The following is a 22,619-nucleotide window of genomic DNA, read 5'->3' as shown; positions in this document are numbered from 1 at the left end:
AGCTAAAAGCAGAATATCCTAGTGCCAACATCTTCACCAGTCAAAAGCGCAAGCTTGACTACCTCTACATCGAAAGCCTGAACGACTTTGACAAGGCCATCGCCCGCATGAAAGAGATCAGAAACGACACCCGATTCAAAAACAGCTGGGTGCATATTGCGAGGTTGAGTAGGTAAAAGAGAATGATATGCGCAACAAAATAGAAAGAGCAGCCAAACGGCTGCTCTTTCTAATTACATACAGCTAACAATCCAACTTAAATGCGAGGCTTAGCATTATTAAAGAGGTTGTTCTAGCAATGTTCTCTTTGTAAATTGGCCATTCTTGAAGTTAAAAGTTCCTACCATGAAATCATTCCTGCTCACTATTAGTGTTTGTCTATTCCTTAGTTTTCAAGCGGCCTCTGTTTTTGCACAGAAGACAGTGGAGAAGTATGAAAATGGTGAGAAGAAGTACCAAGGTAGAATGGCGGATGGGATCAAAATTGGTAAGCATTCCTTTTGGTACGAAGACGGTTCTAAGAAACGCGAGGAAAAGTATAACGACCGTGGAATTCTAATTCAATTGAAAGAATGGGATGAAGCTGGAAATATTGTGACGGATGAAAACCCTGAGGAGAAGTTTGAAAAAATTAGAGAGGATCAATTCAATAGCATAACATGGATTGAGGTAAAATATAACTTAGGGCTCTCAAAAGTGAAAGGAGAAATCCATACAGAGCCTATTTTAGAGCCTAGTGATATGGTTTTACACTACGCTACTTATTTAGAGAATGGAAAAGAAATTGATAGCTCCTTCAGAACAAAGAAACCAATAGGTATTAACCTAAAAAAGAGTGATTTGATTGATGGTTTTCAAGAAGGGCTCAAGTATTTTCAGGAAGGGGATAATGGTTTTATAAAAGTACCCGCACGAATGGCATATGGATCAGAAGGTACCCGTGAAGTGCCTCCTAACTCAACTCTTATTTTTCAGGTTTACATTTTAAAAAGGTAGAGTCTAAGTAGCTGAGAATTTCAAGTTACTCCGACATTCTGTATTTGGATGGATTCCCGCGGCTGTCTGAAAAAGACACCTTTCGGAATGATAGTCAGCTGTTAGTTCAGTAGTTGTGAAATCAAACTCACAGAGAAGATAGTTAACATAAACCAACCGATAAAGCCCTGAATAATCGCCAAGTAACGGGGTAAGCCTTTGATGGGAATCTCTCCAAATCCAAGTGTGGTAAAGGTGTTAATGCTTAGCATTAAGGCATTCAACATTTTTATAAAGACATCATATAGTAAGGCAATGACAAATGTAAAAATAAGCAGGGTTGTTTTGGCCGCTCGTTGGGGAGTAGGTAAATCAACCCACTTGCCTTTAAAAATATCTATTTTTTGAAGAAACCAAGAGGTTGTTTTGGTACTTGCAATGGACCATCTGTAGAGCGGTAAAGCTGTAGCTAGAAAAAACTTCGGAACAGTCTTTCCATTTTCAATAAAGAAACTTTTAAAACCATTATAATGTGCCAGTTCATCTTGTTTGTCTTCCAAGTAAACATCGTGCATACCCGCATCTTTATTCAAGTACTTAAAGAAGAATTGGTAACGGTGCAAAATTCTGTCCTTGCCATGGCTGTCCCAATGATTAGGGAAGAAAAGGTAGATTAAGGCAAAAGCAATAATAACATAGACTGAAAATGTAACTGCTTTGGCAGGCTCTGTACCATATGCTGAGAATAATTTGAGAAATTGGTTGATCCTCCACTTAAAGAAGCCGTCAAAGGTAGGGTTTTGATGATACAAATAGGCTAACCGCCTTGTCTCTAGGTCTTTAATTTCTATGTAAAATTGGTTGGCTGATGTTGCATCATGCCTGCTGTCGAAATAATTCTTAAACAAACCTCTCAAAGCCACTTCGGAGTTGTAGAAGTTCACATCTTCTATCATTTGTTTTTGCCGGTAGTTGTCTAAATCCTTTTGAGAATAGAAATCAGCTTGCTTCAATTGCATTTCATCTAATCTAGGAAGAATGTATCCCTTATAAGTTTCTTCATCAATCAGTTTCTCTGAGAGTGAAGCCCCGTCAATTAGTGTATTTATCCTATCCAATTCACTTATTGAAGTCAAGATTAGACCCGACCATCGATTACCTTTCATTGTAACTAAGTCGGTATTTTGATCATCGAAACGTAGGTTTGTTATGGGCACGTTAAATTCATTTTCATTGATCTCTAAGCCGAAAAGCCTCCCATTACTCTCGTTTTGGGTTTCTGCTGGTTCTGAACTAATTGTTAGATTCGCGGATCCTTCAACAACATTTTTATTGAATAGGATTGTTTGAAATACGGAACCTAAAATGGCAACCCTTTCTTTTTTTTCTTTGTTGGCACTAATAACATTTTCAAAAGATGTCAGATGAAGACTTCGTTTATCAGTAACTGAGTTGAATTGGGAAAATACTTGAGTGGAGCCACTGCTTATTACTAGGCCAGATTGAAAGTTAGAGCTGCATATATATAATGATGGAGGGAGAATGGGTGGTAATATTAATGCCAAATCTCGAATTTGACGATTATATTTAAAGGTTATCGTACTATTAAAGGTAGATTGAGTTACCATAAAATTGATGCAGTTGGTACATTGAACCGGTTTAGAAAATACGACTTTTCCCAACCCGAAAAGAAGAAACTCAGGGGTTGCCGTTGCAAAACTTTCTATCACGATATTGGTCAATTCCAATGCTTTATCAATCCGAATGGAATCTTCATTAGCCGATTTGAGGTTGAATGGCTTGTTGAGTTCGAAGGTCAGTATAAACTTTTGATCGGTCTCTTTATTAAATTTTAAAAAGGCATTAGATAATCTGAAGACTGAATCCTCTTCCTCTTCAATCATCTGAAAGAATTCAGTGAAAGAATATTCTTTGAGTTTGATTTCTTGCGAGGCAAGTTTGGGCAAACTAATTAGGCACAGGACAATGCAGATTACCCCTATTTTGATGGTTCTGATCATGGGTTGAATTTGGTATACCCTTTAAAAAGTCTATCAATATATCGAAATACTCAAGGCTAAACAACTACCTGAATTTCAGTGTCTTCCTTTATGGAATAGTCATTACGAGAAATTAAGCCTGTGATAACAAGGTTTAATGAATCGGCAATCTGTCTGTTCTTTACCGCTGCTGTTTTGAACGGACACCCCGAGGCACCGGAACCAGCGGTCGCTTGAAAAAGGCATCCCTGCGCCAACGCTGAATCTGAAGCGTAAGCTTTCGGAATGACGGTCGATTTTTGTGTTTTCTTCCTTTCACTGAAGCCAATGAGCAATGACGATTAATTGTTTAGCTCGTTTTCACTATTGACTATTGACTATTGACTTCTAACTCCTAACCATCCAAATCACTATCTTACAGCAAAGAGACATTGCAATGGCCCTGATCAGTAAAAAGAAGATTCCGTTTAAAATAAGCGAAGAGCTACGCGCCTATCTTTTGCGCTATAAAAGGCTCATTGAAGTACCTATTCAATACAATGATTTATTGAGGTACAACAATGCCATTCCGCTTTACAATTCTAAAGGCGATGACACTCTTTGGGAAACGGTTTTCTATGCTCAAGATGAAATGAAGGACATTTACTTGTCACTCAAAAAAATCTACTCTGTATTAATGGCCGATGGAGATGTTGGGGTGATGGAACATCTTAAAGTAGATAGGGTTGACCTCTGTGCTTTTGGCAATACGAAGCCTTTCAGGGTACGCATTGTAAACCAGATCAACGATAACTTCGATTATTTCTATGTGAAGAATGCTGATGCCTCCAGAATTTATGGGCTAGAGTTAGAACATTTGCTTTCGCCCAACCGCATGAGCTACGTGGTGCATAAAAACACTTTAATCGAAGAACACATTGTGGGTATTCCCGGAGATGAGTTTATAAAGAACCATATGAATAGCAAAATGCTTAATGAGATTAGACTGGCCAAAGAATTTGTTAAGTTCAATGAACGATGTTTCGTTCGGCTTTTGGGTGATATGCACTCTAGTAACTTTGTGGTAAACGTAACTCCTGATTTTGAAGAAGTGACGTATCGATTGAAGGCCATAGATTTCGATCAGCAATCTTATGAAGGGCGAAAAAGTGTTTACCTGCCTCAATATTTCAAACAGAATAATGAACTGATTGAATTGGGGCTTAAACATATGACGCCCGCTACGGTAAAGCAATATCAAAAGGAAGAGCGCTCATTGATTGCCAACCGACTTAGGGTAGAGCGTTATCGTGTGCTAGACCTTATCAATGCTATGATTAAAGATACGCTGGCTTTTCCCGAACAAGTAAAAAAGTTGCGAAAAGACCTCGCTAAATATTACGATGAAAAAGCATTTTTGTCCTGTACCAACATGGGGGAAATCGTAAAGCTTAGTCTTTGGATGGTCATTAAAAAGCCTGACTTGTATGGAGAGAAATGATTACCAGCATAGATGAATTTTGCAAGACGTGAAAACAAGTAAGATGGATACAGGTAAATTTTTAGAAGATGGCTTTTGCCTAATTAAAGAAGGTATTTCAAAAGAGGTGCTTAACAGGTTGAGAACAATTGCCAATGAAATAGAAAACGAAGCATTGGAGCTTCATCATAAAGGAAGTGCTCTGCAAGGCGCCTGTGTTACCAATGATTCTGTTGGGCCAAGAGTAATGCGCTTTGATGATTTACACCTAAAATATACTGATGATCTTCTGAATCTGCTGGCAACTCCGAGTTTATTAAAACTGATAAAGGTATACAGTGGAGTTACCTCGGTGGTGCTTCAAACAGATATTCTCTATAAACATCAACACCCTCACCCAGTGGTCAAGTGGCATCAAGATGCGCCCCACTCAAGAAATTATCCGTACCTGAACGTGGGTATTTATTTAGACGATGCCAACTTGAATGATGGGTGTTTAAGCTTTGTTCCCAAAACACAATTTAAGACCCAAGACCTGTTTGAACTGGAATCAAAATATGGTTGGAATCCGCCAGGAGTAGTTCAGCAACCAGCTAAGGCAGGAGATATTTTAATACATGATGCCATGATTCTTCATAGTTCAGCACCAAAGCGATCTGAGGGAGTGAGAAGAACAATATATGTTGAAGTCAGACCCATTGAAGCCGTTTTAGAAGATGCTCATCAAGATGAAAAATGGGCGCTCCTTAGAAAGCAGTGGATGAAAGAAATTCTGAAACGAGATGTTACCGGAGTGTTTACAGAAAATGAAAAGGCATATTTCGAATCTGAAGAGATAGAAATAGAGGATCTAATGCAACAAATCTCCGAACACAGGTGTGCACCTCTTCCTTCTGCTTATAACTTTAAGGAAGTGTCGGGGCCAGATTACCCAGTTCCGGCCGACCTTCAAATAAGTTGATAAAATCTAAATGGCAGCGGTAGCCACCATTTCTACCAGTAATTCTGGACGGGCAAAAGGCGCTTGAACACAGGCGCGGGCAGGAGGGTTTTCTTGGTCTACCCAAGCATCCCAAACCTCATTCATTTGCCCTACAAGACTCATGTCAGAAACAAAAACCTGAACCATCAGTAGCTTGGATTTATTAGAACCCACACTTTCTAAATGTGCATCTATTTTATCCAATACACTTTGGGTTTGGCCTTTCATGTCTTGCGTGTCGTCTTTACATACTTGGCCAGCCAAATAAATAGTGTCGCCATGCATTACAATCTGGCTCATTCGGTGCGATTTGTTCAGTCTTTCCATCTCTAATTTTTTTATGACTTATAATTCTAAGCTATTCAATCTTAGGTTGAAAAAGGAAGGTTTCAATGTTTATTTCAATTCTCAGTTTGCCCTTGGGCTACCAAAGCCCAAAATTGCGCTGTGTTTTTTGGGTAGGTAATGTTCATTAAATCAGTCTGTTCAGCGTTCGTCAAATCAGCATAGATATAATGGATTAAGTCAGTAGAAGTATAGCTGCTGCGGAATTCAGGTCGTAATTCTTCACTTTCGGCAAAACAAACAATTGAACTACCTTCTGGATTGTCAGGCCTAAAAGTGAGACCAATTTTTAAAAGATGTGCCACCAGTGCTTCTATCGCAGGAGACCTCTTATTGGATTGATAGGAGCTAATTTCTGACTTACTCAATCTTTCCATTGCGAATGCTTTATGGGCTTATGGTTCTAAGCTATTGAATTCTAATGTCAAATGTAATTCTCAAGACGCTTTATTTCAGTGCGGTATTATGAATAGATTTTAAAATTAAAGTGATACTTTGTTTTAGTAATTATGATGAAGAAAATGACTGAATTTCGAATTGATATATCTAAACCAAAAAAGGACTTTGCCGATCATTTAAACCTGGAAGGCAATAAACGCATCATTTTTTCGGGGCCTTTTGGTATCGGTAAGACTACCTTCATCAAGGAGTTTTCAGAAATTAACGAGAAGAAGTATAATGTGATACATCTATTCCCTGTAAACTATTCTGTCTCTTCAAATGAAGACATCTTCGAACTTATTAAGTATGATCTCTTTTATGAAATATTAAAGTTTGAACACATAGTATATGAAGCTTCGATTTCTAAGCTAGAGCACTTATCGTTTTTTGCAAAACAGGAGTTTCATAAGCTATTTCATATTTTTTTAAAGGCTGTACCAAAGATTGGAAAACCCATTTCAGAGGTATTAAAAGACTTAGACGGTTTAGTTGGTAAGTTCAAAGAAGAGCACGATGCTTTGAACAAAACAGAGTTTACCCACATAGCCTCTTTTATAGAAGATATGTCTGAATCGAAAGGCTCAATCTATGAATTTGATTTTTATTCCTCTCTCATTAAATCATTGCTAGAAAACATTAAAGGTGGGTTAGTCAAAGAGAATATTCTAGTGATTGACGATTTGGACCGCGTTGATCCAGATCATTTGTTTAGGCTACTTAATGTTTTTGCTGCGCATGTAGATTTTGATAAAGAAGAAGATAACAAGTTCGGTTTTGAGAAAGTGGTCTTCGTTTTAGACATTAAAAATGTTCATAATATTTTCCAAAACCGATATGGTCAGAATGTCAATTTTTCTGGCTATATAGATAAATTTTATTCCAAGACTGTTTTCGAATTTAATATTCAAGAAGAGATTGTAGAAAGCCTTAGAGCATTGTTCGAGTCTATAACAACTGGCCCTCATTCTGTAGCGGATTTTTCGTATTGGCGTAATGCTATTACAAGTGAAGTTGTCTTTTTAGTTAGAGCATTGATTAGATCACAAGCTTTGAATTTGAGGTCATTATTGAAGCTCAACGGTTTGATGTATAGTGAAATCGGAAGGAAAATTACTTTGTCAACGAAAACAAGTAGAGATGTAGAAAGCTCAAAACAATTGAACTTTCCACTTATTATCGAGTTTTTGAGATTTCTCTTTGGGTCTACAGAAGGACTTGAAACTGGGTTGATCAAGTTAAAAAATACAGGAGCACCAGTAATGGCTTCCGATAGCAATAGTAGCAATAAGGTTGAGGATAGAATTTCTGACCTAATTCCGCTGTTAGACAGGAGTAATTTTCCTTACAACGATTCTTTCACTGAGAAAAAATTATTTAGATATGATGACTATTTAACCCACATCTCTTTTGACTACACTATCACTAGGGATAACTATAGGTATGGGGCGGCAGTTCAAAGAGCTTTTATACTAGAATCAAACTTGGAAAGAGGGACTGAATTGGCGGATATTTCCTTAGAGGCTTATTTTGAATTGCTTTGGGAGACCTATCTTATATATAAGAAGTCAATTACCTAACCAAAAAAGGTGTCCTTTCGAGACACCTTTTTCAATTCAATATTTTGGAAATGCTTATACCGAAAAACTCTCTCCGCAACCACAAGTGCGCGAAGCGTTCGGGTTTACAAACTGAAAACCTTTTCCGTTCAGTCCGTCAGAAAAATCGAGGGTAGTACCCAACAGGTACAAGAGGCTTTTTCTGTCGACCAATATTTTAATTCCCTTGTCTTCAAAAACCTCGTCTTTTTCCTTTATTTCAGAATCAAAATCAAGGTCGTACATCAAGCCAGAGCAGCCTCCGCCTTGCACCGAAACCCTAATATTATTGTCATTTGATATTCCGTCCTTAGAACGAAGCTCAAAAATTTTATTTTTTGCTGAATCTGTTACTGTTATCATTAGGCCACAGGATTAAGTACTATACTAAAAACGGTTATGGTGTTGATGTCGCGTCCATAATATAATTTATCGAGCGCATCGTACATATTGCCCGCTCTGAAATACGAAGTGTGCAATTCTTTTTCGCCCTTCGCAATCCACTGAACGGTGTAAGACTGGTATTTGTCTTTGTAAGACTTTACGTAGTCCAACATTTTTCTCAACGCATCAAGCTTATCTATGCCCAACACAGACTGGAAAAGAAAAGATTGGTTGTGCCTTGGGCTAATCGTAATCAGGTCAAGCTTGGTTTTACCCTCGCTCTGCTGAAACTCAAAACTCAATTCGCTTCCTTTAATACTTAAATGGCTTTCAATCTCGCGTTGAAGCTTAATACTCTCTACATGGATATCTGTTCCGGCACCCGTCATATGCATTGATTTTTTTATGCTGCCCAAATGCGATAATTTGAGCCTCGATTAGAAACAGGCACAAGGCCTCGAAAGTTTCCTTTAATTTACAAAGATAGTTAATGATTCAATAAGTCTATGCGAAAGATAGAACACATCGGCATTGCCGTAAAGAACCTTGATAATTCCAACGCGCTATTTGCTAAGCTATTTGGTGAACCTCATTATAAGATAGAAGATGTACTTACGGAAGGAGTGAAAACCTCGTTTTTCCAAGTAGGGCCAAATAAAATCGAATTACTAGAAGCTACCAACCCCGACAGCCCAATTGCCAAGTTCATTGAAAAGAAAGGCGAAGGCATTCATCATATTGCTTTTGATGTGGAAGATATTGAAGCTGAAATCGCTCGCTTAAAAGCGGAAGGTTTTACCGTACTCAACGAAACACCCAAAAAAGGAGCCGACAATAAAATCGTCTGTTTTCTTCACCCTAAATCAACCAACGGAGTATTGGTTGAGCTTTGTCAGGAGGTAAAATAGTAGATTGGTCATTGGTCATTTGTGAAATGAGTTTTGTCTTCTTCATTGTTTTGATTGAAAGGATGAGCGCAAAATAAAAGAGGAAAATCAAGCAACCTCTTTCTACACACGTGTTTCAATTGACTATTGACTATTGACTATTGACTATTGACTAAAATAGTATCTTTGCGACCGAAACGAGGAAAAGCCATGTCAGAAAGCAGAACAGAATTATCTCAACTAGGTGAATTTGGTTTAATCAGCCGATTGGCCCAAGGAATCAACACACAAAACCACAGCACAGTAATGGGTATTGGAGACGATGCCGCGGTGATTAATGCTGGAGATGAATTTGGTCTATTGGCAGCCGATATGTTGGTAGAAGGAGTGCATTTCGATTTATCTTATGTGCCGTTACAACACCTAGGCTACAAGGCCATTTCGGTCAACGTTTCTGACATTGCCGCAATGAACGGTAAGCCAGAACAGGTAACCGTTTCCTTAGGGATCAGTAATCGTTTTTCTGTAGAAGCCATTGAAGCACTTTACGAAGGCATGAAAGCAGCCGCCAAAGCGTTTCAAGTAGATATAGTAGGCGGAGACACTACTACTTCGAATAGTGGGCTGATCATATCCATATCTATTTTTGGTAAGGTAGAAAAGGAAAAAGTTACTTACCGCAAAGGAGCAAAAGTTGGCGATATTCTTTGTGCTACTGGTGATTTAGGAGGCGCCTTTATGGGACTTCAAGTAATGGAGCGTGAAAAACAAGCGTTTTTGGCCAATCCAGATTTGCAGCCGCAGTTAGATAATTACGAATATATTGTTCAACGCCAGTTAAAACCGATTGCCAGAATGGATATTATTCATGAACTGGCGGAGTTTGGGGTAGTACCTACTTCCATGATCGACATTTCAGATGGGCTGGCTTCAGAATGTCTGCACTTGAGCTCCAATTCTGGTGTGGGCATTCAGATTTATGAAGATAAAATTCCAATCGACAGGCAGACTTATGAAACAGCAGTGGAATTTAACCTCGACCCAATTACTTGTGCTTTGAACGGAGGAGAAGATTATGAACTTCTTTTCACCATTAAGCAAGAGGATTACGAAAAGTTAGAAAAACACGAAGACATCCACTTTATAGGCCATACCCAAGAGTTAACCAAAGGCAATAGGTTGGTAACTAAAAACAATAATTTGGTTGACTTAAAAGCACAAGGTTGGGATCATTTAAGCAGCCAAGAGGAAAATAACTAAGGTAAGGCTAAAGAAACAGCCGATAATGGCAGCATTAAATTTTCGCTCGGGTTTTGTGTTGGGAATGATTCCAAAAAACCCAGCCAGTAATACGAGGCTCGCCAAGAAAAATATCATTGAAGGAGTGTTGTAGGTAAACTGAAATTGAGTCTCATTTGCCCTTTTGTATTTGAGGAAACCGTAAATGTGGCTTTTCTTCATTTCAAGAATTTCGCCTGCATAAATGGGGCTACCAAAAGTTACAGTCTTAAAGTTGCCAAATGAGGTGGCCACATGCATAAAATAGCGACCGCCATTTCGTCCACTGTAATCACTCACTTCGGCATGTTCAACTTCCGTAGTACCTAAATCGCCCTGAACAAGCCAATCGAAAAAGAAGGTTAGACTGAAAACCAGTGCCAAAGCACATAGTCTTGTGCTTTGTTTGGCGTAGATTTTAAAATTTGTGGGAACGGGTTGAGATTCAGGCTGGTAATATTGCCTTTGGGCGGGCTCTTCAAAATCTTCGAAGTTGATAATTATCGTTCCGCTGTCATAATGTATACGAGCCTCTTCATCGCCCAAAACCTCATAAGCCTCTTTCACTTCTTGAAAAATAGCAATGGCTTCAGGAGAAGGGTTTACATCGGGGTGAAGTTCAAGTGCTTTTTGCCGATAGGCCTTTTTTATTTCCTGCTGATCGGCTTCTTCGGTAATCCCCAATATTTGATAATAATCTTTAGCCATTACGGTGATCGTAGCAAATTTTTCCTTTTAAAGTTAAGGGTTTAACAAGAATGGCAAACAGGCATTAGGAGGAAATAACATCAAGAGTTTTTCGGTCAAACACTATTTCCGATTTTAAAAATATCAGCATCTTTACTCTATAATTTTTAGCTATGGAATCCATTCAATTCTTCAATGGTAATTTTGTTCCGAAAGAGTCGATTACCTTTTCAATTGACGATGTAGGTGTATTACGAGGTTTCGGAATTTTCGATTATTTCAAAGTGTATGATGGAGCGCCTGCTTTTATGGAGGCGCATTTAAACCGTTTTGAAAACTCTGCGCGTTTGTTGGGAATGGAAATTCCTTTTTCACGCAATGAAATTGAATCCGCCATCAGAAAGCTGATTGACCACAACAAGTTTCCACTTTCAGGTGTAAAGGTGTTAATGACAGGTGGTGCTTCGCCCGATGGTTTTTCGGCAGGAAAGCCGAATTTGATTATTACCAACACCGCGGTTGCAGAAACAAATCCGTCCTTTTATACTGAGGGCGTGAGTTTAATGACTCATCAGTTTACCCGCGAAATGCCCCAAGTGAAAACTACCAACTATGCTACCGCAGTTCGGTTAGAACCCATATGGAAGCAAAAAGGACATGTTGATGTACTTTATCATGATGGTCAATATATCAGTGAGGTTTCGCGCAGCAATGTGTTTTTAGTAGAAGGAAACAAATTGATTACAAATGAAGAAGGAGTTTTGCCCGGGATTACCCGAATGAATGTGATCAATATGGCTCCTCAGCTCGGTTTTAAAGTGGAAATCAGACCTATTACTTTGACAGAGGTTTTGGTAGCAGAAGAGCTTTTTATGACAAGCACCAATAAAAAAGTAATGCCTGTTGTGAAGATTAATGATGAAGAAATTGCTAGCGGAAAAGTAGGGGTTAAAACGAAAGTACTAATGGAGGGCTATGCAAAGCTAATGGAGAAAGAAACTAAGCAACCGTCATTTCAAAACTGATTACATCTAAAAGTACATCCATAATTTGAGCGGGTAATTGTTTTTCTACTTCCTTGTAGCGGTAATTGATTACATGACCGTCTTCTAATTGAAAAGCAATTCTTCCTGTTTGATGATTACTTTCAAAAATCAAAATTTCCAAAACGGTATTATCAATTCCGTTGCTATATGTGTTATTGATTCTCCATGTTAAATCAGCCCTCATATCTGAGAGCTTGGTGAGCAGACCACGCACCATGTTTCTTGTCTCTTCGGCAATTTCACCCATACATCAATTTAATGGAATATATTGAAAGGAGAACGAAGAATCTGAGGATTGGTTATCAAGCGCTATAGCGTATAAACCCTCCAAAAGTTGATATAGCAATATTGACGGTGTTAAATCACCTAGTTAAATGCTAAAAGGAGAACTTTTGGAGGGTTGTGAAGCTAAATTTTGCCGCTAATCCTCAGGATAAGGAATAAACAAGAAGTTTGTGAACTCTTGATCTACCACAAAAAGACAACAAAACTCATCAGGGTCTTTATAAGCTTTTTTAAAAGCCTCTTCATCTTCTACCAATTTGCGCTGCACAAATTCATCTAAATAAGTGATAGAGTAGTTCCAAGTAGTATTCATTTCATTCTTTCCTATTAACAGTTGCCCAACAGAAATGTCGGTTTTAGAAATAGGAAAAATGGGAAATTCAGAGAAACCTCTTTTCTTCACTTGGTAAGCCGCTTCTTTCAATGTTTCGGCCACCAGTACAAAGTCCTTGGTAATAGTGCCCAAGTATTTGCCGCTTAATTCTGGATCGTTCTGCATGTTTTAAAAATGGCTATTGTATTACTTAATAAATTTTGTCTACGTTTTTGTCCTTGATTTTGATCTTCTCCAAAGTCAAGAATTGCTCCCAGAACTGGTCATTTGGCAAGCCTGCGCGGATGATCAAAGGCTCTTTTTTTATTGGGTGTTCAAAGTAAAGTCCTTTGGCATGTAGGTTAATACTTTTGTCTGGATTTGGTTTAGAAAAACCATAGCGCAAATCGCCACGAATGGGGCAGCCCAATTCTGAAAGTTGAACCCTAATTTGGTGCGGACGACCAGTAATTGGCTTTACTTCGATCAAATAATGATCGTTCAATTTACCTAACACCTTAAAGTCAAGTTCTGCTTTTTGCGAACCTTCTTCTTGGTAATCGTAAGCAGTGGTGATGTTTTTAGAAGGATCTTTTTTCAGCCAACTGATTAATTTTCCTTCTGGCTGTCTCGGTTTTCTTTTCACCACAGCCCAATACGTTTTCTGCACTTTTCGGGTAGCGAAAAGCTTATTCATTCTTTCAAGCGCTTTAGAGGTGCGAGCAAAAACCACAATTCCACTTACAGGCCTGTCTATTCTATGAACCACACCTAAAAACACAGCCCCCGGCTTGTTGTATTTTTCCTTTAGGTAGTCTTTGCAATAATCTACCAATGGCTTGTCGCCAGTGTTATCACCTTGAACCAGTATTCCAGCAGGTTTATTCACAATCAGCAGGTGATTGTCTTCATAGATGGGTTGAACTATTTTTTCCATTAGAATTCGCTAGTAAAGTGAAAATCAATTTCAGGGAAATTGTCCTGAACCATTTGTAACCAAGCTCTTGATTCAGCCATAAACACCAGTTTGCCATCTTTATCTCTGGCAATATGGCGCTGTTTAGAATCCATAAAGTCCTGAAGTTTCTTTGGGTTTTTTGAAGAAAACCAGCAAGCCTTATGCACTTGAATCGGCACAAAATCTGCCGAAGCGCCATATTCATTTTTCAATCGGTATTGAATTACTTCAAACTGAAGTTGCCCCACAACACCCACTGCTTTTCTAGAACCTAATTCATAACTGAACAACTGCGCAACACCTTCGTCCATAAGTTGGTTCAAGCCCTTTTCAAGTTGCTTGGTTTTCATGGCATCGCGGTTAATTACTTCCCTGAAAATTTCAGGAGAGAAGCTTGGAATACCTTTGTAGGTGCCTTTCTCTCCATCCGAAAGCGTATCGCCAATTTTGAAGTTGCCAGTATCATACAAGCCGATGATGTCACCAGGCCAAGCCTCGTCAATGGTTTCTTTGTCCTGTGCCATAAAGGCGGTGGCTTGCGAAATTCTAAATTTCTTATCCTGACGGGTGTGATAATAATTGCTACCCCTTTCAAATTTACCAGAGCAAATTCTCAAGAAAGCAATACGGTTTCTGTGCTTAGGATCCATATTGGCATGCACTTTAAATATGAAACCCGTAAACTTTTCTTCTGTTGGCTCAACCAGTCTTTCGTCAGTACTTCTGGCCAGTGGTTTTGGTGAAATTTTAAGGAAAGTGTCTAGAAGTTCTTTCACCCCAAAGTTGTTCACCGCAGAGCCAAAAAATACTGGGGCGATTTCTCCATTTAAGTAGGCATCGATATCTAGATCGCCATATAGATCTTGAATTAGCTCAACATCTTCGCGAAGCTGTTTGGCATCTTTTTCTCCAATAAATTTCTCTAAATCGGGGCTGTTAATGTCCGATAATTTTACGGTTTCCTCGTAGAGTCTTTGCTTGCTAGGTTGAAAAAGTCTTAAGCTTTTGTCGTAAAGGCTGTAAACCCCTTTAAATGTTTTTCCGATTCCAATAGGCCAGCTAAGTGGGTGAACATTGATGTTCAAACGGCTTTCAATTTCTTCCAGTAAATCGTAAGGGTCTTTGCCCTCTCTGTCCATCTTGTTGATGAAAGAGATTACAGGCGTATTACGCATACGGCAAACTTCCATCAGTTTTTCCGTCTGGATTTCCACACCTTTAACGCAATCCACTACCATTACTACGGAATCAACTGCGGTAAGCGTTCGGTAAGTATCTTCGGCAAAATCTTGGTGACCAGGCGTATCGAGTAGGTTCACCTTCATGCCTTCATATTCAAAGGCCATTACGGAAGTAGCCACAGAGATACCTCTCTGCTTTTCTATCTCCATCCAGTCGGAACGCGCATGCATATCGATTTTACTCGATTTTACAGCTCCAGCCTTCTGAATTGCCCCTCCAAAAAGAAGTAATTTTTCAGTCAAAGTTGTCTTTCCCGCATCGGGGTGACTAATAATTCCGAAAGTTCTTCGTTTCGCTATCTCCTCCTTTAAACCCATACAATTTTGAATTGAGGTGCAAAGATAAAAGAAAAAGCGCGAGGCACATTGTCTTTTAGAATGTTAGCCTTTACTGGCCAATGCTTGCTCTTCTAGCCTCTCTTCTGCGGTCTTTTTTCTTTTCCATCGCTTGTGCGTCCAAAGCCAGTATTGAGGGGCTTCAATAATTTGTTTTTCTAGACACTTGGTATGAGCTTCTGTGATTTCGCCATGCTTACATAAGGTGGGCTCATCAAAGAGTAATTCAAGCTTGAACTCGTAATAACCGCGCTTTACTTTGTGGAGGCCTCCATAAAGAACAGGGTAGTTTTTTTCTATGGCAAACTTTTCTGCCCCAAACATTACAGCAGTTTCTTGATTCAGAAATTGGGTCCAGTACACCTTCTTAGCAATACTGGGCGATTGGTCAGATCCGAAAATAGTAGCTGTGAGCTGATCGTCTTGTTCAAAGAATTTTTTCACCTCAGGGCGAGGGATAAGTTTTAAACCAAACTTACATCTCGATTTTAACACTTTATTGTCTATAAACTTGTTCCCAAGTTTGTGGTAGATCGCTACACTCTGATGTTCAATGTAATGGTCGATTCCAACTGCTAACATCTCCCAATTATTATAATGACCCCCAACAATAATAACGCTTCGGTTGGCATCAGCAAATGGTTTTAAAATTTCAGGGTTGACAACCTTAAAGCGAGCCAATGTTTCTTCTTCAGTAATACTGAAATTCCGAAAACTCTCAAAAAGAAAATCTGTGAAGTGACTGTAAAATTTCTTTCTAATTTCCCTGATCTCCTTTTCGGACATATTTGGAAATGAGTTTTTAAGGTTGGTGGTTACCACCTTTTTTCGATAGCCAACAACCCTATAAATGATAAAGCATGAGATGTCGGAAATAATATAAGTTAGCCCCAAGGGTAATAGTGAAACGGGCTTTACAAACAGGTAGTAGAAAATAGCGGCCATAGTATTTTGTCAACTGCCAGACAAGTTATGCATTCATTATGTAGTCGGAAATTTATGATAAAAAATATGGAGGAACGGTTAAGCGTGTCCTTTTTTAATGAGTTGACTTCATGTGATGCATAAATAGGATTGGTTGTTATTGTACATTTAAACCCTTAACTTTTAGTCTAATTTTTTTAATTATACTTATTGTTTAATAATAACTTAACCTCAACCTCATGAGCGCAATACAATTGAATTTTATTAATAAGTCCAACGATCAGAATAATTCGGAGATCGTTCTTTTTCAGAAGAACATGGCTACTAGTTTCGATGAAATCGCAATAGCCTGGAAAGTTATTAAGAATTGTGGCCAAGGCGATTATCATCCTTTTACTTATTCTAGTGTACTCCAAGTAGCTATGAGTGATAGCTATGGGAATTACACTCCGCATCTATCCGCCATGCCCGGTCAGGCATTCGAAATGGTTTTGGCACCTTCTGGTGATTTAATTCAATACTCAGGATCAGCCGCTTCACCAAAAAGCATAGAATTAAAAAACTCGCTGCAAAGGGGAGCGGTTAGTGGTTATGTTTATAGAGATGGGAGCGTGATCGCAATGAAATCCAATATTGCACCAGGTCAAAAAGCCGTTTTCGAATTCACACCAACAATTTTTATTGGAGTAGCTTCTCAAATTACGCAAGGCCAAATCATGAATTCGGCTATTATTAGTAATATCAACACAGAAATTTCACTCTTAGGTTTGGCCTCTGCCGATATTGTAATGACAGGTGGAGGATCTGGAGCAAACGCGACCGCTTTTGTATTCTCTTTAGAAAACGTTAAGATGGCCTAATACAATTTTTGACGCTGTAAAACAGAAGTCTAGTCAGTCGGCTAGACTTTTTTTGTGCATCCTTCTGTCAATGTGTCACCAAATGTCAGGCAAATTCCTTTGGCACAACCATTGATAAATACGGAGTGAGTTTAAATAGCAACAGAAAAGAAATCATTTATACATCATGGGAAAAATTATTGGAATTGACTTAGGAACTACCAACTCGTGCGTTGCCGTAATGGAAGGTAATGAGCCTGTGGTAATCCCTAATAGCGAAGGAAGAAGAACAACCCCGTCTATTGTGGCATTTTTAGACAATGGTAACGGAGAGAGAAAAGTAGGAGACCCTGCAAAAAGGCAGGCAATCACCAACCCAAAAAACACCGTAAGCTCAATTAAGAGATTTATGGCAAAGAAATTCTCTAATGTTTCAGAAGAACTAAGAGGCATTTCATACGAAGTAGAAAAAGGAAATAACGACACCGTAAGAGTGAAAATCGGTGATAGAAAGTATACCCCACAAGAGCTTTCAGCAATGATTCTTCAGAAAATGAAGTCTACTGCCGAAGATTACTTGGGAACAGAAGTAACTGAAGCGGTAATTACTGTGCCAGCTTACTTTAACGATGCTGAGCGTCAGGCTACAAAAGAAGCGGGACAAATTGCTGGTTTAGAAGTAAAAAGAATTATCAACGAGCCAACTGCTGCGGCTTTGGCCTACGGACTTGATAAAAAAGATAAAGAGCAGAAAATCGCGGTATACGATTTAGGTGGAGGTACTTTCGATATCTCAATCTTAGAATTGGGCGATGGCGTGTTCGAAGTAAAATCTACCAATGGTGACGTTCACCTAGGTGGTGATGATTTTGACCAAGTAATCATCGACTGGTTGGCAGATGAGTTCAACAAAGACGAAGGAATTGATTTGAGAAAAGACCCAATGGCACTTCAGAGATTGAAGGAAGCAGCGGAGAAAGCAAAAATCGAATTGTCTTCTTCTAACTCTACTGAAATCAACTTGCCATACATTATGCCAGTTGACGGTGTACCAAAGCACTTGGTAAGAACATTGTCAAGAGCAAAATTTGAATCATTAGCAGATAACTTGGTAAAAAGATCAATGGAGCCAGTGAAAAAGGCTTTGTCTGACGCGGGTTATAGCACAGGAGATATTGATGAAGTAATCTTGGTAGGTGGTTCTACAAGAATCCCGAAAATTCAGGAAGTAGTAGAAGCATTCTTTGGTAAAAAACCTTCAAAAGGTGTAAACCCTGACGAGGTAGTTGCGATTGGTGCAGCAATTCAAGGTGGTGTGTTAACTGGTGAAGTAAAAGATGTATTGTTACTTGATGTAACGCCTCTTTCACTAGGTATCGAAACCATGGGTGGTGTGTTCACTAAATTGATTGAGTCGAACACTACTATTCCAGCCAAGAAATCGGAGACTTTCTCTACTGCTGCCGACAATCAGCCTTCTGTAGAAATTCACGTATTGCAAGGTGAAAGACCAATGGCGAAGGACAACAGAACTATTGGTAGATTCCACTTGAGCGATATTCCACCAGCACGAAGAGGTGTTCCTCAAATCGAAGTAACTTTCGATATCGATGCAAACGGTATCATGAGCGTGTCGGCTAAAGATAAAGGCACAGGAAAAGAGCAGAAAATTAAAATCGAAGCTTCTTCTGGTTTAACAGATGAGGAAATCGAAAAAATGAAGCAAGAAGCTGAGGCCAATGCTGAGTCTGATAAAAAAGAGAAAGAGAAGGTTGAAAAGTTAAACACAGCCGACTCATTGATTTTCCAAACTGAAAAGCAATTAGAAGAGTATGGCGATAAGCTTTCTGAAGGCAATAAAAAGCCTATCGAAGAAGCTCTTGCTAGTTTGAAAACTGCTCACGGAAGCCAAGACATTGAAGGCATTGATGCCGCAATGGAAACTTTGAACAAAGCTTGGGAAGCTGCTTCGCAAGAAATGTACGCTGCAAGCCAAGGAGCTGACGCTGCAGGTGCACAAGGCGGTGCGGATGCAAACGCAGGTGCAGAAGACGATTCAAAATCAGGTGACGTATCTGACGTAGAGTACGAAGAAGTTAAGTAGTACTCGATTTAATATAAATGAGAAGCCAACTGTCGAAAGACGGTTGGCTTTTTTGTTTTGTAAGGGGAGAAGAAATAATTTTTGAATTACTAGACTAATCGGTCTATTTTTATTTACTTTGAACATGCTATCGACAAAGGACAAGCTAATTCAGGTTACAGCAGGCTTAATTCGTAGGAAAGGTTATTCCGGAACGGGTATTTCTGAAGTGCTGAAAGAAGTGGGTGTACCTAAGGGTTCGCTATACCACCATTTTCCCGATGGCAAAAACGGACTCATTCGCCAAGCCATTCAATATGGAGGGGAAGCACAAATGCTTAAGTATGGTGAGGCATTAAGAGGTCAGCCAGCTTTAGAAGGCCTTTCTGCTATGGTAGATGTAATGATTAATGATTTGCTTGAATCTGATTACAAAGACGCTTGCCCGATTACCGCAGTAGCAGCTGTGGCCACTTCAATGGATGAAGATATTCGTTTGGCATGCGAGAATATATTCAAAGGCTGGCAAGAAAATTTGGCAGGTTATTTAGAACGCAGAGGAATATCTAAAGCCAACCAAAAAGCAGAGCAGTTATATGCGATGTTTGAAGGAGCCTTTGTTTTAAGCCAAGCACACAAGGATGTTAAATACCTTAAAAACCAGAAAATATATATTCCTATTATTCTGAATAGCTAAAAAATTTTTAACTCAAAATTAGACAGACTGGTCTATTAATATTATGATGAAAGAATTGATTAAAGAACCCGAAAGCCAAGTATTGGTGCGTTTTCAAGATTGCGACCCTTATGGCCATCTCAATAACTCTAAGTACTTAGATTATATGTTGAATGTAAGAGAGGATCATCTCATCAGCACTTACGATTTCGATGTTTTTAAAATGGCCAAGGAAGAAGGAAGATCTTGGGTAGTGGGGCATCACGAAATGACCTATGTTAGGCCAGTTTTTGTAATGGAAAAAGTGATTGTGCAATCAAGACTGATTGATTATACCGAAAAGTACGTACAAGCCGAAATGGTAATGTACGACCTTCATAAAACACATGTAAAAGCTGTGTTGTGGACGAAATTTTTCCACTTTGATATTAAAGCCCAAAGGGGAAAGGAGCATTCAGAAGATCATTTGATTTTATTTAAAAAGTTACTGGTGCCCATTGGTGATGAAAAAATTGAAAGACGAGGGCGTGCACTGACCGAAGAGTTGAAGGCAGTACGTTTTCAGTAAAAGGTACTTTGATTCTTTAATAATGAGTTAAAGTTTGGCTAAAAAAAGAAAGCCCCGATTCGGGGCTTTCTTACCTAAAATTGACCTTAATTAAACTAAACTGACTTTGACCTTGCGAATAGTGTCTGCGGTTAGATTGCTCTAGACCAAGACTTATTCTGATATTCTGTAATACTTTTGACCTGATACTTGAGTAAGAAAATCAGCTTGTTTTACCAATTGTCTTAATTCATCGTTTTCAGTAGTTAAGCCTTGAGCGACCAACTCATTCTCGGCATTAAAAACCTTTACGTACTTGGTTTGTTCAGCAGCAATTTCTGCATAAGCTCTCTCTGTGATCGTTAATCCATCGTCAGGGAAGATGTTATCGATTTCAGCTCTCAACTCAGCTTCTTCAATTGAGGCTAAGCTTCTATCAGAAACTTCGTTTGACTTTACTGCTCCTGCTTGAAACAATGTGATGACCGCAAGTGCTAGACCTAATATTGCACTTAAATTTTTTTGAGTTTTAACCGTTGAGCTATTCATGACCGTGTTGTTTAAATTTTCGTTTTGACTTTTTCTATTCGACATGCTATTCTTTATCCAATCCATGTGCCATTAAACTTAACTTGCATATAGTTAGATAGTTAACTAAAAAATGTGTTCGTATTCGTAAAAAATGTGTAACGAAAACGTACACAAAGCGATCACTTATAGCACAGTATTTTGATGAATCGGACAGAGTTAGGGAACGAGAATTCCTATTACAGAGAATTTTTCAAATACCTTTTCGGTATGTGGGGCATCAGGAAGTTCATCGGTTAAATCTTGACCAGCCCAATGTTCATAGTGCATGCCTTTCCTCCAAAGCTTTGAAGTGGTTACATCATAGATTCGCCCTTGATAGGCCACCCAAATTTCAGGGCGGTCTTGGCCGTTTCTTAGTGCCAACTGGGAGCGCGTATAGTTTTTAGTTTCCATAGCCCATTTGGTTCATATAGTTTTGAATATCTTCCTTGGATGTGTAGAAGGCAAACTCCAGCATTTGCGGGCCAAGGCCATGGTCCATGGCGATTTTGTCGGCAGTCTTTTCGAACTTGATTCGGTACTTGTCGGAAGAAACATAGCGCAACAGTCCGAATAAAGTGCCAAAATAGCCTCTTTCTTCATACTGAATAAAATGCGCCATTTCATGACCAAGTGCAGCCACTTGTTTGTTGAGAGAAAGTCTTTCCATAAAAGAGTTCTCCTTAATAATGATTTTATACACCTTAGCTCTGGCAGGTGTAACCACATTAAGAGGAGAAAAGCTGGCTTCCACAGGAGCACCTTTTACCTTTTTAATGATCACTTTGACCTTCCGGTTTTGCAGAAAAGGATAATGACTTATGGCTAAAAGTGTAGTCAATTCCATCTGCTCACTGTTTTTATAGCTTATTTTTTCACCGTAAACCTGCCTAAGCGAGTCGAGCAAAGGAGTATACTCTTCCTCGGAATAGGTTTTTGGGAAAGTCGATTCGGTTTGGGATAACGAAGTTATGTTGAAGAAGAAGGAAATCGCCAGTATATAAAAAGCAGTCTTTAGCATCCTACTTTGTCATATAATAAGTGTGATCTCTAAGTAACGTATACATGAATTTCACAGTGGGCATGTCGCTTTGTATGTTGTATTTCTCTTTAAGCTTTTCTTCAATAAGTAGTAGAGGCTTTTGTTTGGCGCCATCTCTAAAAACCGACAAAGCATCTTTAATCAAACGAATTTCATTGTCCGCTAGCTGTGCAGCTTCGGGTATTTTCGGTACATAGTTTTCATCCACGGTTTCCATGATCACTTTATTTCTGACGTTTGTAGCCGTGATTTTCTTCATCTTGATGACTGTAGTACCTGCCAAAAGGTCGCCAACACGCTGCCCGTTTTTGCTCAAAATGATAAAGACCACCCCAAGCCCCATAATGAAGAAATCAATGGGTTCCATAAGCCATCTTAGGAAATAGGCACTGAATGAAGGAACGCTTCCATCTAATTTCACCACTTTGATGTGCAGAGCCCTTTTACCTACGGTTTGGCCGTTGAAAAACACTTCTGATACGAGCCTATACAAATAAGCAACAATGCTGAGCATTACATTCATCGCCACGCTCATCGAGATGCCAGAGGCGCCTAATATTATATTGGTGATAAAGATAAAGCTGAGGATGATTATCGCATCTATAACAAAAGCCAAAATTCTATCGCCAATACCAGCCAGCGGGTACTCTAATTGAATGTTTTGTGAGGTTTGAATGCTTACCGCTTGCATAAGAACTATTATTGAATAATTTTTGACTTAAATAC

The 22,619-nt window shown here is 39.0% G+C and carries 27 protein-coding genes; 11 read left to right on the top strand and 16 right to left on the bottom strand.

The features are described 5' to 3' along the window. The first annotated feature begins 345 nt into the window (after positions 1 to 345). Complete coding sequence (locus AAC026_RS17215) at positions 346 to 996, top strand: FKBP-type peptidyl-prolyl cis-trans isomerase (protein ID WP_339700661.1); 651 nt, start codon at positions 346 to 348, stop codon at positions 994 to 996. A 101-nt stretch (positions 997 to 1,097) separates the two neighbouring features. On the opposite strand, the gene AAC026_RS17210 is transcribed toward AAC026_RS17215, so the two are convergent. Next, positions 1,098 to 2,996, bottom strand: a complete 1,899-nt coding sequence (locus AAC026_RS17210; protein ID WP_339700658.1) for a potassium channel family protein — start codon at positions 2,994 to 2,996, stop codon at positions 1,098 to 1,100. 56 nt (positions 2,997 to 3,052) lie between these two features. After that, positions 3,053 to 3,310: a hypothetical protein gene (locus tag AAC026_RS17205; protein WP_339700655.1), complete on the bottom strand. Its 258-nt coding sequence runs from the start codon at positions 3,308 to 3,310 to the stop codon at positions 3,053 to 3,055. 101 nt (positions 3,311 to 3,411) lie between these two features. On the opposite strand from AAC026_RS17205, the gene AAC026_RS17200 reads away from it, so the two are divergent. Both AAC026_RS17200 and AAC026_RS17195 read left to right on the top strand, forming a co-directional pair. Continuing rightward, positions 3,412 to 4,455 (top strand): hypothetical protein, encoded by a 1,044-nt coding sequence (locus AAC026_RS17200; RefSeq protein ID WP_339609216.1) that lies wholly within the window; start codon positions 3,412 to 3,414, stop codon positions 4,453 to 4,455. Between the two features lie 43 nt (positions 4,456 to 4,498). Then, positions 4,499 to 5,395 (top strand): phytanoyl-CoA dioxygenase family protein, encoded by an 897-nt coding sequence (locus AAC026_RS17195; protein WP_339700652.1) that lies wholly within the window; start codon positions 4,499 to 4,501, stop codon positions 5,393 to 5,395. Between the two features lie 6 nt (positions 5,396 to 5,401). Here AAC026_RS17195 and AAC026_RS17190 read toward each other — a convergent pair whose 3' ends face one another. Continuing rightward, positions 5,402 to 5,743: a RidA family protein gene (locus AAC026_RS17190; RefSeq protein WP_339700649.1), complete on the bottom strand. Its 342-nt coding sequence runs from the start codon at positions 5,741 to 5,743 to the stop codon at positions 5,402 to 5,404. 74 nt (positions 5,744 to 5,817) lie between these two features. Continuing rightward, the gene (locus AAC026_RS17185) at positions 5,818 to 6,138 is read right to left on the bottom strand and encodes a hypothetical protein (protein ID WP_339700646.1); all 321 of its coding nucleotides are present in this window, start codon (positions 6,136 to 6,138) and stop codon (positions 5,818 to 5,820) included. A 144-nt stretch (positions 6,139 to 6,282) separates the two neighbouring features. Here AAC026_RS17185 and AAC026_RS17180 point away from each other — a divergent pair, with 144 nt between their 5' ends. Further along, positions 6,283 to 7,779 (top strand): P-loop NTPase fold protein, encoded by a 1,497-nt coding sequence (locus tag AAC026_RS17180; RefSeq protein ID WP_339700643.1) that lies wholly within the window; start codon positions 6,283 to 6,285, stop codon positions 7,777 to 7,779. Positions 7,780 to 7,833: 54 nt separating this feature from the next. On the opposite strand, the gene AAC026_RS17175 is transcribed toward AAC026_RS17180, so the two are convergent. Continuing rightward, positions 7,834 to 8,160 (bottom strand): iron-sulfur cluster assembly accessory protein, encoded by a 327-nt coding sequence (locus AAC026_RS17175; protein ID WP_339609224.1) that lies wholly within the window; start codon positions 8,158 to 8,160, stop codon positions 7,834 to 7,836. After that, entirely contained in the window at positions 8,160 to 8,597 is a 438-nt protein-coding gene (locus AAC026_RS17170; RefSeq protein ID WP_323758533.1) for a hypothetical protein, read from the bottom strand. The genes AAC026_RS17175 and AAC026_RS17170 overlap by 1 nt, the downstream gene beginning before the upstream one ends. A 90-nt stretch (positions 8,598 to 8,687) precedes the next feature. On the opposite strand from AAC026_RS17170, the gene mce reads away from it, so the two are divergent. Both mce and thiL read left to right on the top strand, forming a co-directional pair. Continuing rightward, positions 8,688 to 9,089 carry a methylmalonyl-CoA epimerase gene (mce, locus tag AAC026_RS17165; RefSeq protein WP_339700640.1) on the top strand — a complete coding sequence of 134 codons (402 nt, stop codon included), beginning with the start codon at positions 8,688 to 8,690 and terminating at the stop codon, positions 9,087 to 9,089. Between the two features lie 189 nt (positions 9,090 to 9,278). Continuing rightward, a complete protein-coding gene (thiL, locus tag AAC026_RS17160) occupies positions 9,279 to 10,328 on the top strand; it encodes a thiamine-phosphate kinase (RefSeq protein WP_339606772.1) in 1,050 nt (349 codons plus the stop codon). Here the strand turns inward: thiL and AAC026_RS17155 are convergent. Beyond that, positions 10,302 to 11,054: a J domain-containing protein gene (locus AAC026_RS17155; protein WP_339700637.1), complete on the bottom strand. Its 753-nt coding sequence runs from the start codon at positions 11,052 to 11,054 to the stop codon at positions 10,302 to 10,304. The genes thiL and AAC026_RS17155 overlap by 27 nt on opposite strands. Before the next feature lie 152 nt (positions 11,055 to 11,206). On the opposite strand from AAC026_RS17155, the gene AAC026_RS17150 reads away from it, so the two are divergent. After that, a complete protein-coding gene (locus AAC026_RS17150) occupies positions 11,207 to 12,058 on the top strand; it encodes an aminotransferase class IV (RefSeq protein WP_339700634.1) in 852 nt (283 codons plus the stop codon). On the opposite strand, the gene AAC026_RS17145 is transcribed toward AAC026_RS17150, so the two are convergent. From AAC026_RS17145 to AAC026_RS17125, 5 genes are all read right to left on the bottom strand, one after another. After that, positions 12,033 to 12,326 (bottom strand): hypothetical protein, encoded by a 294-nt coding sequence (locus AAC026_RS17145; RefSeq protein ID WP_339606768.1) that lies wholly within the window; start codon positions 12,324 to 12,326, stop codon positions 12,033 to 12,035. The two genes, AAC026_RS17150 and AAC026_RS17145, sit on opposite strands and share 26 nt — an antisense overlap. 174 nt (positions 12,327 to 12,500) lie before the next feature. After that, the gene (locus tag AAC026_RS17140) at positions 12,501 to 12,863 is read right to left on the bottom strand and encodes a hypothetical protein (protein ID WP_339606767.1); all 363 of its coding nucleotides are present in this window, start codon (positions 12,861 to 12,863) and stop codon (positions 12,501 to 12,503) included. Between the two features lie 25 nt (positions 12,864 to 12,888). Then, positions 12,889 to 13,614 carry an RluA family pseudouridine synthase gene (locus AAC026_RS17135; protein ID WP_062589049.1) on the bottom strand — a complete coding sequence of 242 codons (726 nt, stop codon included), beginning with the start codon at positions 13,612 to 13,614 and terminating at the stop codon, positions 12,889 to 12,891. After that, positions 13,614 to 15,194, bottom strand: coding sequence for a peptide chain release factor 3 (locus AAC026_RS17130; RefSeq protein ID WP_339700629.1), 1,581 nt, complete (start codon positions 15,192 to 15,194; stop codon positions 13,614 to 13,616). The genes AAC026_RS17135 and AAC026_RS17130 overlap by 1 nt, the downstream gene beginning before the upstream one ends. A 63-nt stretch (positions 15,195 to 15,257) precedes the next feature. After that, complete coding sequence (locus AAC026_RS17125) at positions 15,258 to 16,157, bottom strand: lysophospholipid acyltransferase family protein (protein WP_339700626.1); 900 nt, start codon at positions 16,155 to 16,157, stop codon at positions 15,258 to 15,260. 218 nt (positions 16,158 to 16,375) lie between these two features. Here AAC026_RS17125 and AAC026_RS17120 point away from each other — a divergent pair, with 218 nt between their 5' ends. The 4 genes from AAC026_RS17120 to AAC026_RS17105 all read left to right on the top strand — a co-directional run bounded on the left by AAC026_RS17120 (position 16,376) and on the right by AAC026_RS17105 (position 20,302). Continuing rightward, complete coding sequence (locus tag AAC026_RS17120; protein WP_339700623.1) at positions 16,376 to 16,996, top strand: hypothetical protein; 621 nt, start codon at positions 16,376 to 16,378, stop codon at positions 16,994 to 16,996. Between the two features lie 166 nt (positions 16,997 to 17,162). After that, on the top strand, positions 17,163 to 19,079 hold the full coding sequence (gene dnaK / locus AAC026_RS17115; RefSeq protein ID WP_339700620.1) for a molecular chaperone DnaK: 1,917 nt from the start codon (positions 17,163 to 17,165) through the stop codon (positions 19,077 to 19,079). 124 nt (positions 19,080 to 19,203) lie between these two features. Further along, positions 19,204 to 19,755, top strand: a complete 552-nt coding sequence (locus AAC026_RS17110) for a TetR/AcrR family transcriptional regulator (RefSeq protein ID WP_339606761.1) — start codon at positions 19,204 to 19,206, stop codon at positions 19,753 to 19,755. A 43-nt stretch (positions 19,756 to 19,798) separates the two neighbouring features. Next, a complete protein-coding gene (locus AAC026_RS17105) occupies positions 19,799 to 20,302 on the top strand; it encodes an acyl-CoA thioesterase (RefSeq protein WP_339700617.1) in 504 nt (167 codons plus the stop codon). 153 nt (positions 20,303 to 20,455) lie between these two features. Here AAC026_RS17105 and AAC026_RS17100 read toward each other — a convergent pair whose 3' ends face one another. The 4 genes from AAC026_RS17100 to AAC026_RS17085 all read right to left on the bottom strand — a co-directional run bounded on the left by AAC026_RS17100 (position 20,456) and on the right by AAC026_RS17085 (position 22,584). Beyond that, positions 20,456 to 20,896: a hypothetical protein gene (locus tag AAC026_RS17100; protein ID WP_339700614.1), complete on the bottom strand. Its 441-nt coding sequence runs from the start codon at positions 20,894 to 20,896 to the stop codon at positions 20,456 to 20,458. Between the two features lie 132 nt (positions 20,897 to 21,028). Next, positions 21,029 to 21,265: a cytochrome b5 domain-containing protein gene (locus tag AAC026_RS17095; RefSeq protein WP_339700611.1), complete on the bottom strand. Its 237-nt coding sequence runs from the start codon at positions 21,263 to 21,265 to the stop codon at positions 21,029 to 21,031. After that, positions 21,255 to 21,872 (bottom strand): hypothetical protein, encoded by a 618-nt coding sequence (locus AAC026_RS17090; protein WP_339700608.1) that lies wholly within the window; start codon positions 21,870 to 21,872, stop codon positions 21,255 to 21,257. Before AAC026_RS17090 ends, AAC026_RS17095 begins: the two co-directional genes overlap by 11 nt. 1 nt (position 21,873) lies before the next feature. Next, a complete protein-coding gene (locus tag AAC026_RS17085) occupies positions 21,874 to 22,584 on the bottom strand; it encodes an RDD family protein (RefSeq protein ID WP_339606757.1) in 711 nt (236 codons plus the stop codon). Between the last annotated feature and the right edge of the window lie 35 nt (positions 22,585 to 22,619).

Origin of the sequence: uncultured Roseivirga sp., assembly GCF_963973945.1 — a bacterium.
Lineage (GTDB): Bacteria > Bacteroidota > Bacteroidia > Cytophagales > Cyclobacteriaceae > Roseivirga.
This window is presented reverse-complemented; position numbering and strand designations above follow the sequence as displayed.

Excerpts from the sequence above, each read along its gene's own strand:
- AAC026_RS17195 (WP_339700652.1), top strand. The coding sequence starts at position 4,499 with ATGGATACAGGTAAATTTTTAGAAGATGGCTTTTGCCTAATTAAAGAA.
- AAC026_RS17155 (WP_339700637.1), bottom strand. The coding sequence starts at position 11,054 with ATGGCTAAAGATTATTATCAAATATTGGGGATTACCGAAGAAGCCGAT.
- AAC026_RS17180 (WP_339700643.1), top strand. The coding sequence starts at position 6,283 with ATGACTGAATTTCGAATTGATATATCTAAACCAAAAAAGGACTTTGCC.
- mce (WP_339700640.1), top strand. The coding sequence starts at position 8,688 with ATGCGAAAGATAGAACACATCGGCATTGCCGTAAAGAACCTTGATAAT.
- thiL (WP_339606772.1), top strand. The coding sequence starts at position 9,279 with ATGTCAGAAAGCAGAACAGAATTATCTCAACTAGGTGAATTTGGTTTA.
- AAC026_RS17105 (WP_339700617.1), top strand. The coding sequence starts at position 19,799 with ATGATGAAAGAATTGATTAAAGAACCCGAAAGCCAAGTATTGGTGCGT.
- AAC026_RS17200 (WP_339609216.1), top strand. The coding sequence starts at position 3,412 with ATGGCCCTGATCAGTAAAAAGAAGATTCCGTTTAAAATAAGCGAAGAG.
- AAC026_RS17140 (WP_339606767.1), bottom strand. The coding sequence starts at position 12,863 with ATGCAGAACGATCCAGAATTAAGCGGCAAATACTTGGGCACTATTACC.
- AAC026_RS17095 (WP_339700611.1), bottom strand. The coding sequence starts at position 21,265 with ATGGAAACTAAAAACTATACGCGCTCCCAGTTGGCACTAAGAAACGGC.
- AAC026_RS17185 (WP_339700646.1), bottom strand. The coding sequence starts at position 6,138 with ATGGAAAGATTGAGTAAGTCAGAAATTAGCTCCTATCAATCCAATAAG.
- AAC026_RS17145 (WP_339606768.1), bottom strand. The coding sequence starts at position 12,326 with ATGGGTGAAATTGCCGAAGAGACAAGAAACATGGTGCGTGGTCTGCTC.
- AAC026_RS17090 (WP_339700608.1), bottom strand. The coding sequence starts at position 21,872 with ATGCTAAAGACTGCTTTTTATATACTGGCGATTTCCTTCTTCTTCAAC.
- dnaK (WP_339700620.1), top strand. The coding sequence starts at position 17,163 with ATGGGAAAAATTATTGGAATTGACTTAGGAACTACCAACTCGTGCGTT.
- AAC026_RS17175 (WP_339609224.1), bottom strand. The coding sequence starts at position 8,160 with ATGATAACAGTAACAGATTCAGCAAAAAATAAAATTTTTGAGCTTCGT.
- AAC026_RS17215 (WP_339700661.1), top strand. The coding sequence starts at position 346 with ATGAAATCATTCCTGCTCACTATTAGTGTTTGTCTATTCCTTAGTTTT.
- AAC026_RS17150 (WP_339700634.1), top strand. The coding sequence starts at position 11,207 with ATGGAATCCATTCAATTCTTCAATGGTAATTTTGTTCCGAAAGAGTCG.
- AAC026_RS17210 (WP_339700658.1), bottom strand. The coding sequence starts at position 2,996 with ATGATCAGAACCATCAAAATAGGGGTAATCTGCATTGTCCTGTGCCTA.
- AAC026_RS17190 (WP_339700649.1), bottom strand. The coding sequence starts at position 5,743 with ATGGAAAGACTGAACAAATCGCACCGAATGAGCCAGATTGTAATGCAT.
- AAC026_RS17125 (WP_339700626.1), bottom strand. The coding sequence starts at position 16,157 with ATGGCCGCTATTTTCTACTACCTGTTTGTAAAGCCCGTTTCACTATTA.
- AAC026_RS17130 (WP_339700629.1), bottom strand. The coding sequence starts at position 15,194 with ATGGGTTTAAAGGAGGAGATAGCGAAACGAAGAACTTTCGGAATTATT.
- AAC026_RS17085 (WP_339606757.1), bottom strand. The coding sequence starts at position 22,584 with ATGCAAGCGGTAAGCATTCAAACCTCACAAAACATTCAATTAGAGTAC.
- AAC026_RS17110 (WP_339606761.1), top strand. The coding sequence starts at position 19,204 with ATGCTATCGACAAAGGACAAGCTAATTCAGGTTACAGCAGGCTTAATT.
- AAC026_RS17120 (WP_339700623.1), top strand. The coding sequence starts at position 16,376 with ATGAGCGCAATACAATTGAATTTTATTAATAAGTCCAACGATCAGAAT.
- AAC026_RS17100 (WP_339700614.1), bottom strand. The coding sequence starts at position 20,896 with ATGGATTGGATAAAGAATAGCATGTCGAATAGAAAAAGTCAAAACGAA.
- AAC026_RS17135 (WP_062589049.1), bottom strand. The coding sequence starts at position 13,614 with ATGGAAAAAATAGTTCAACCCATCTATGAAGACAATCACCTGCTGATT.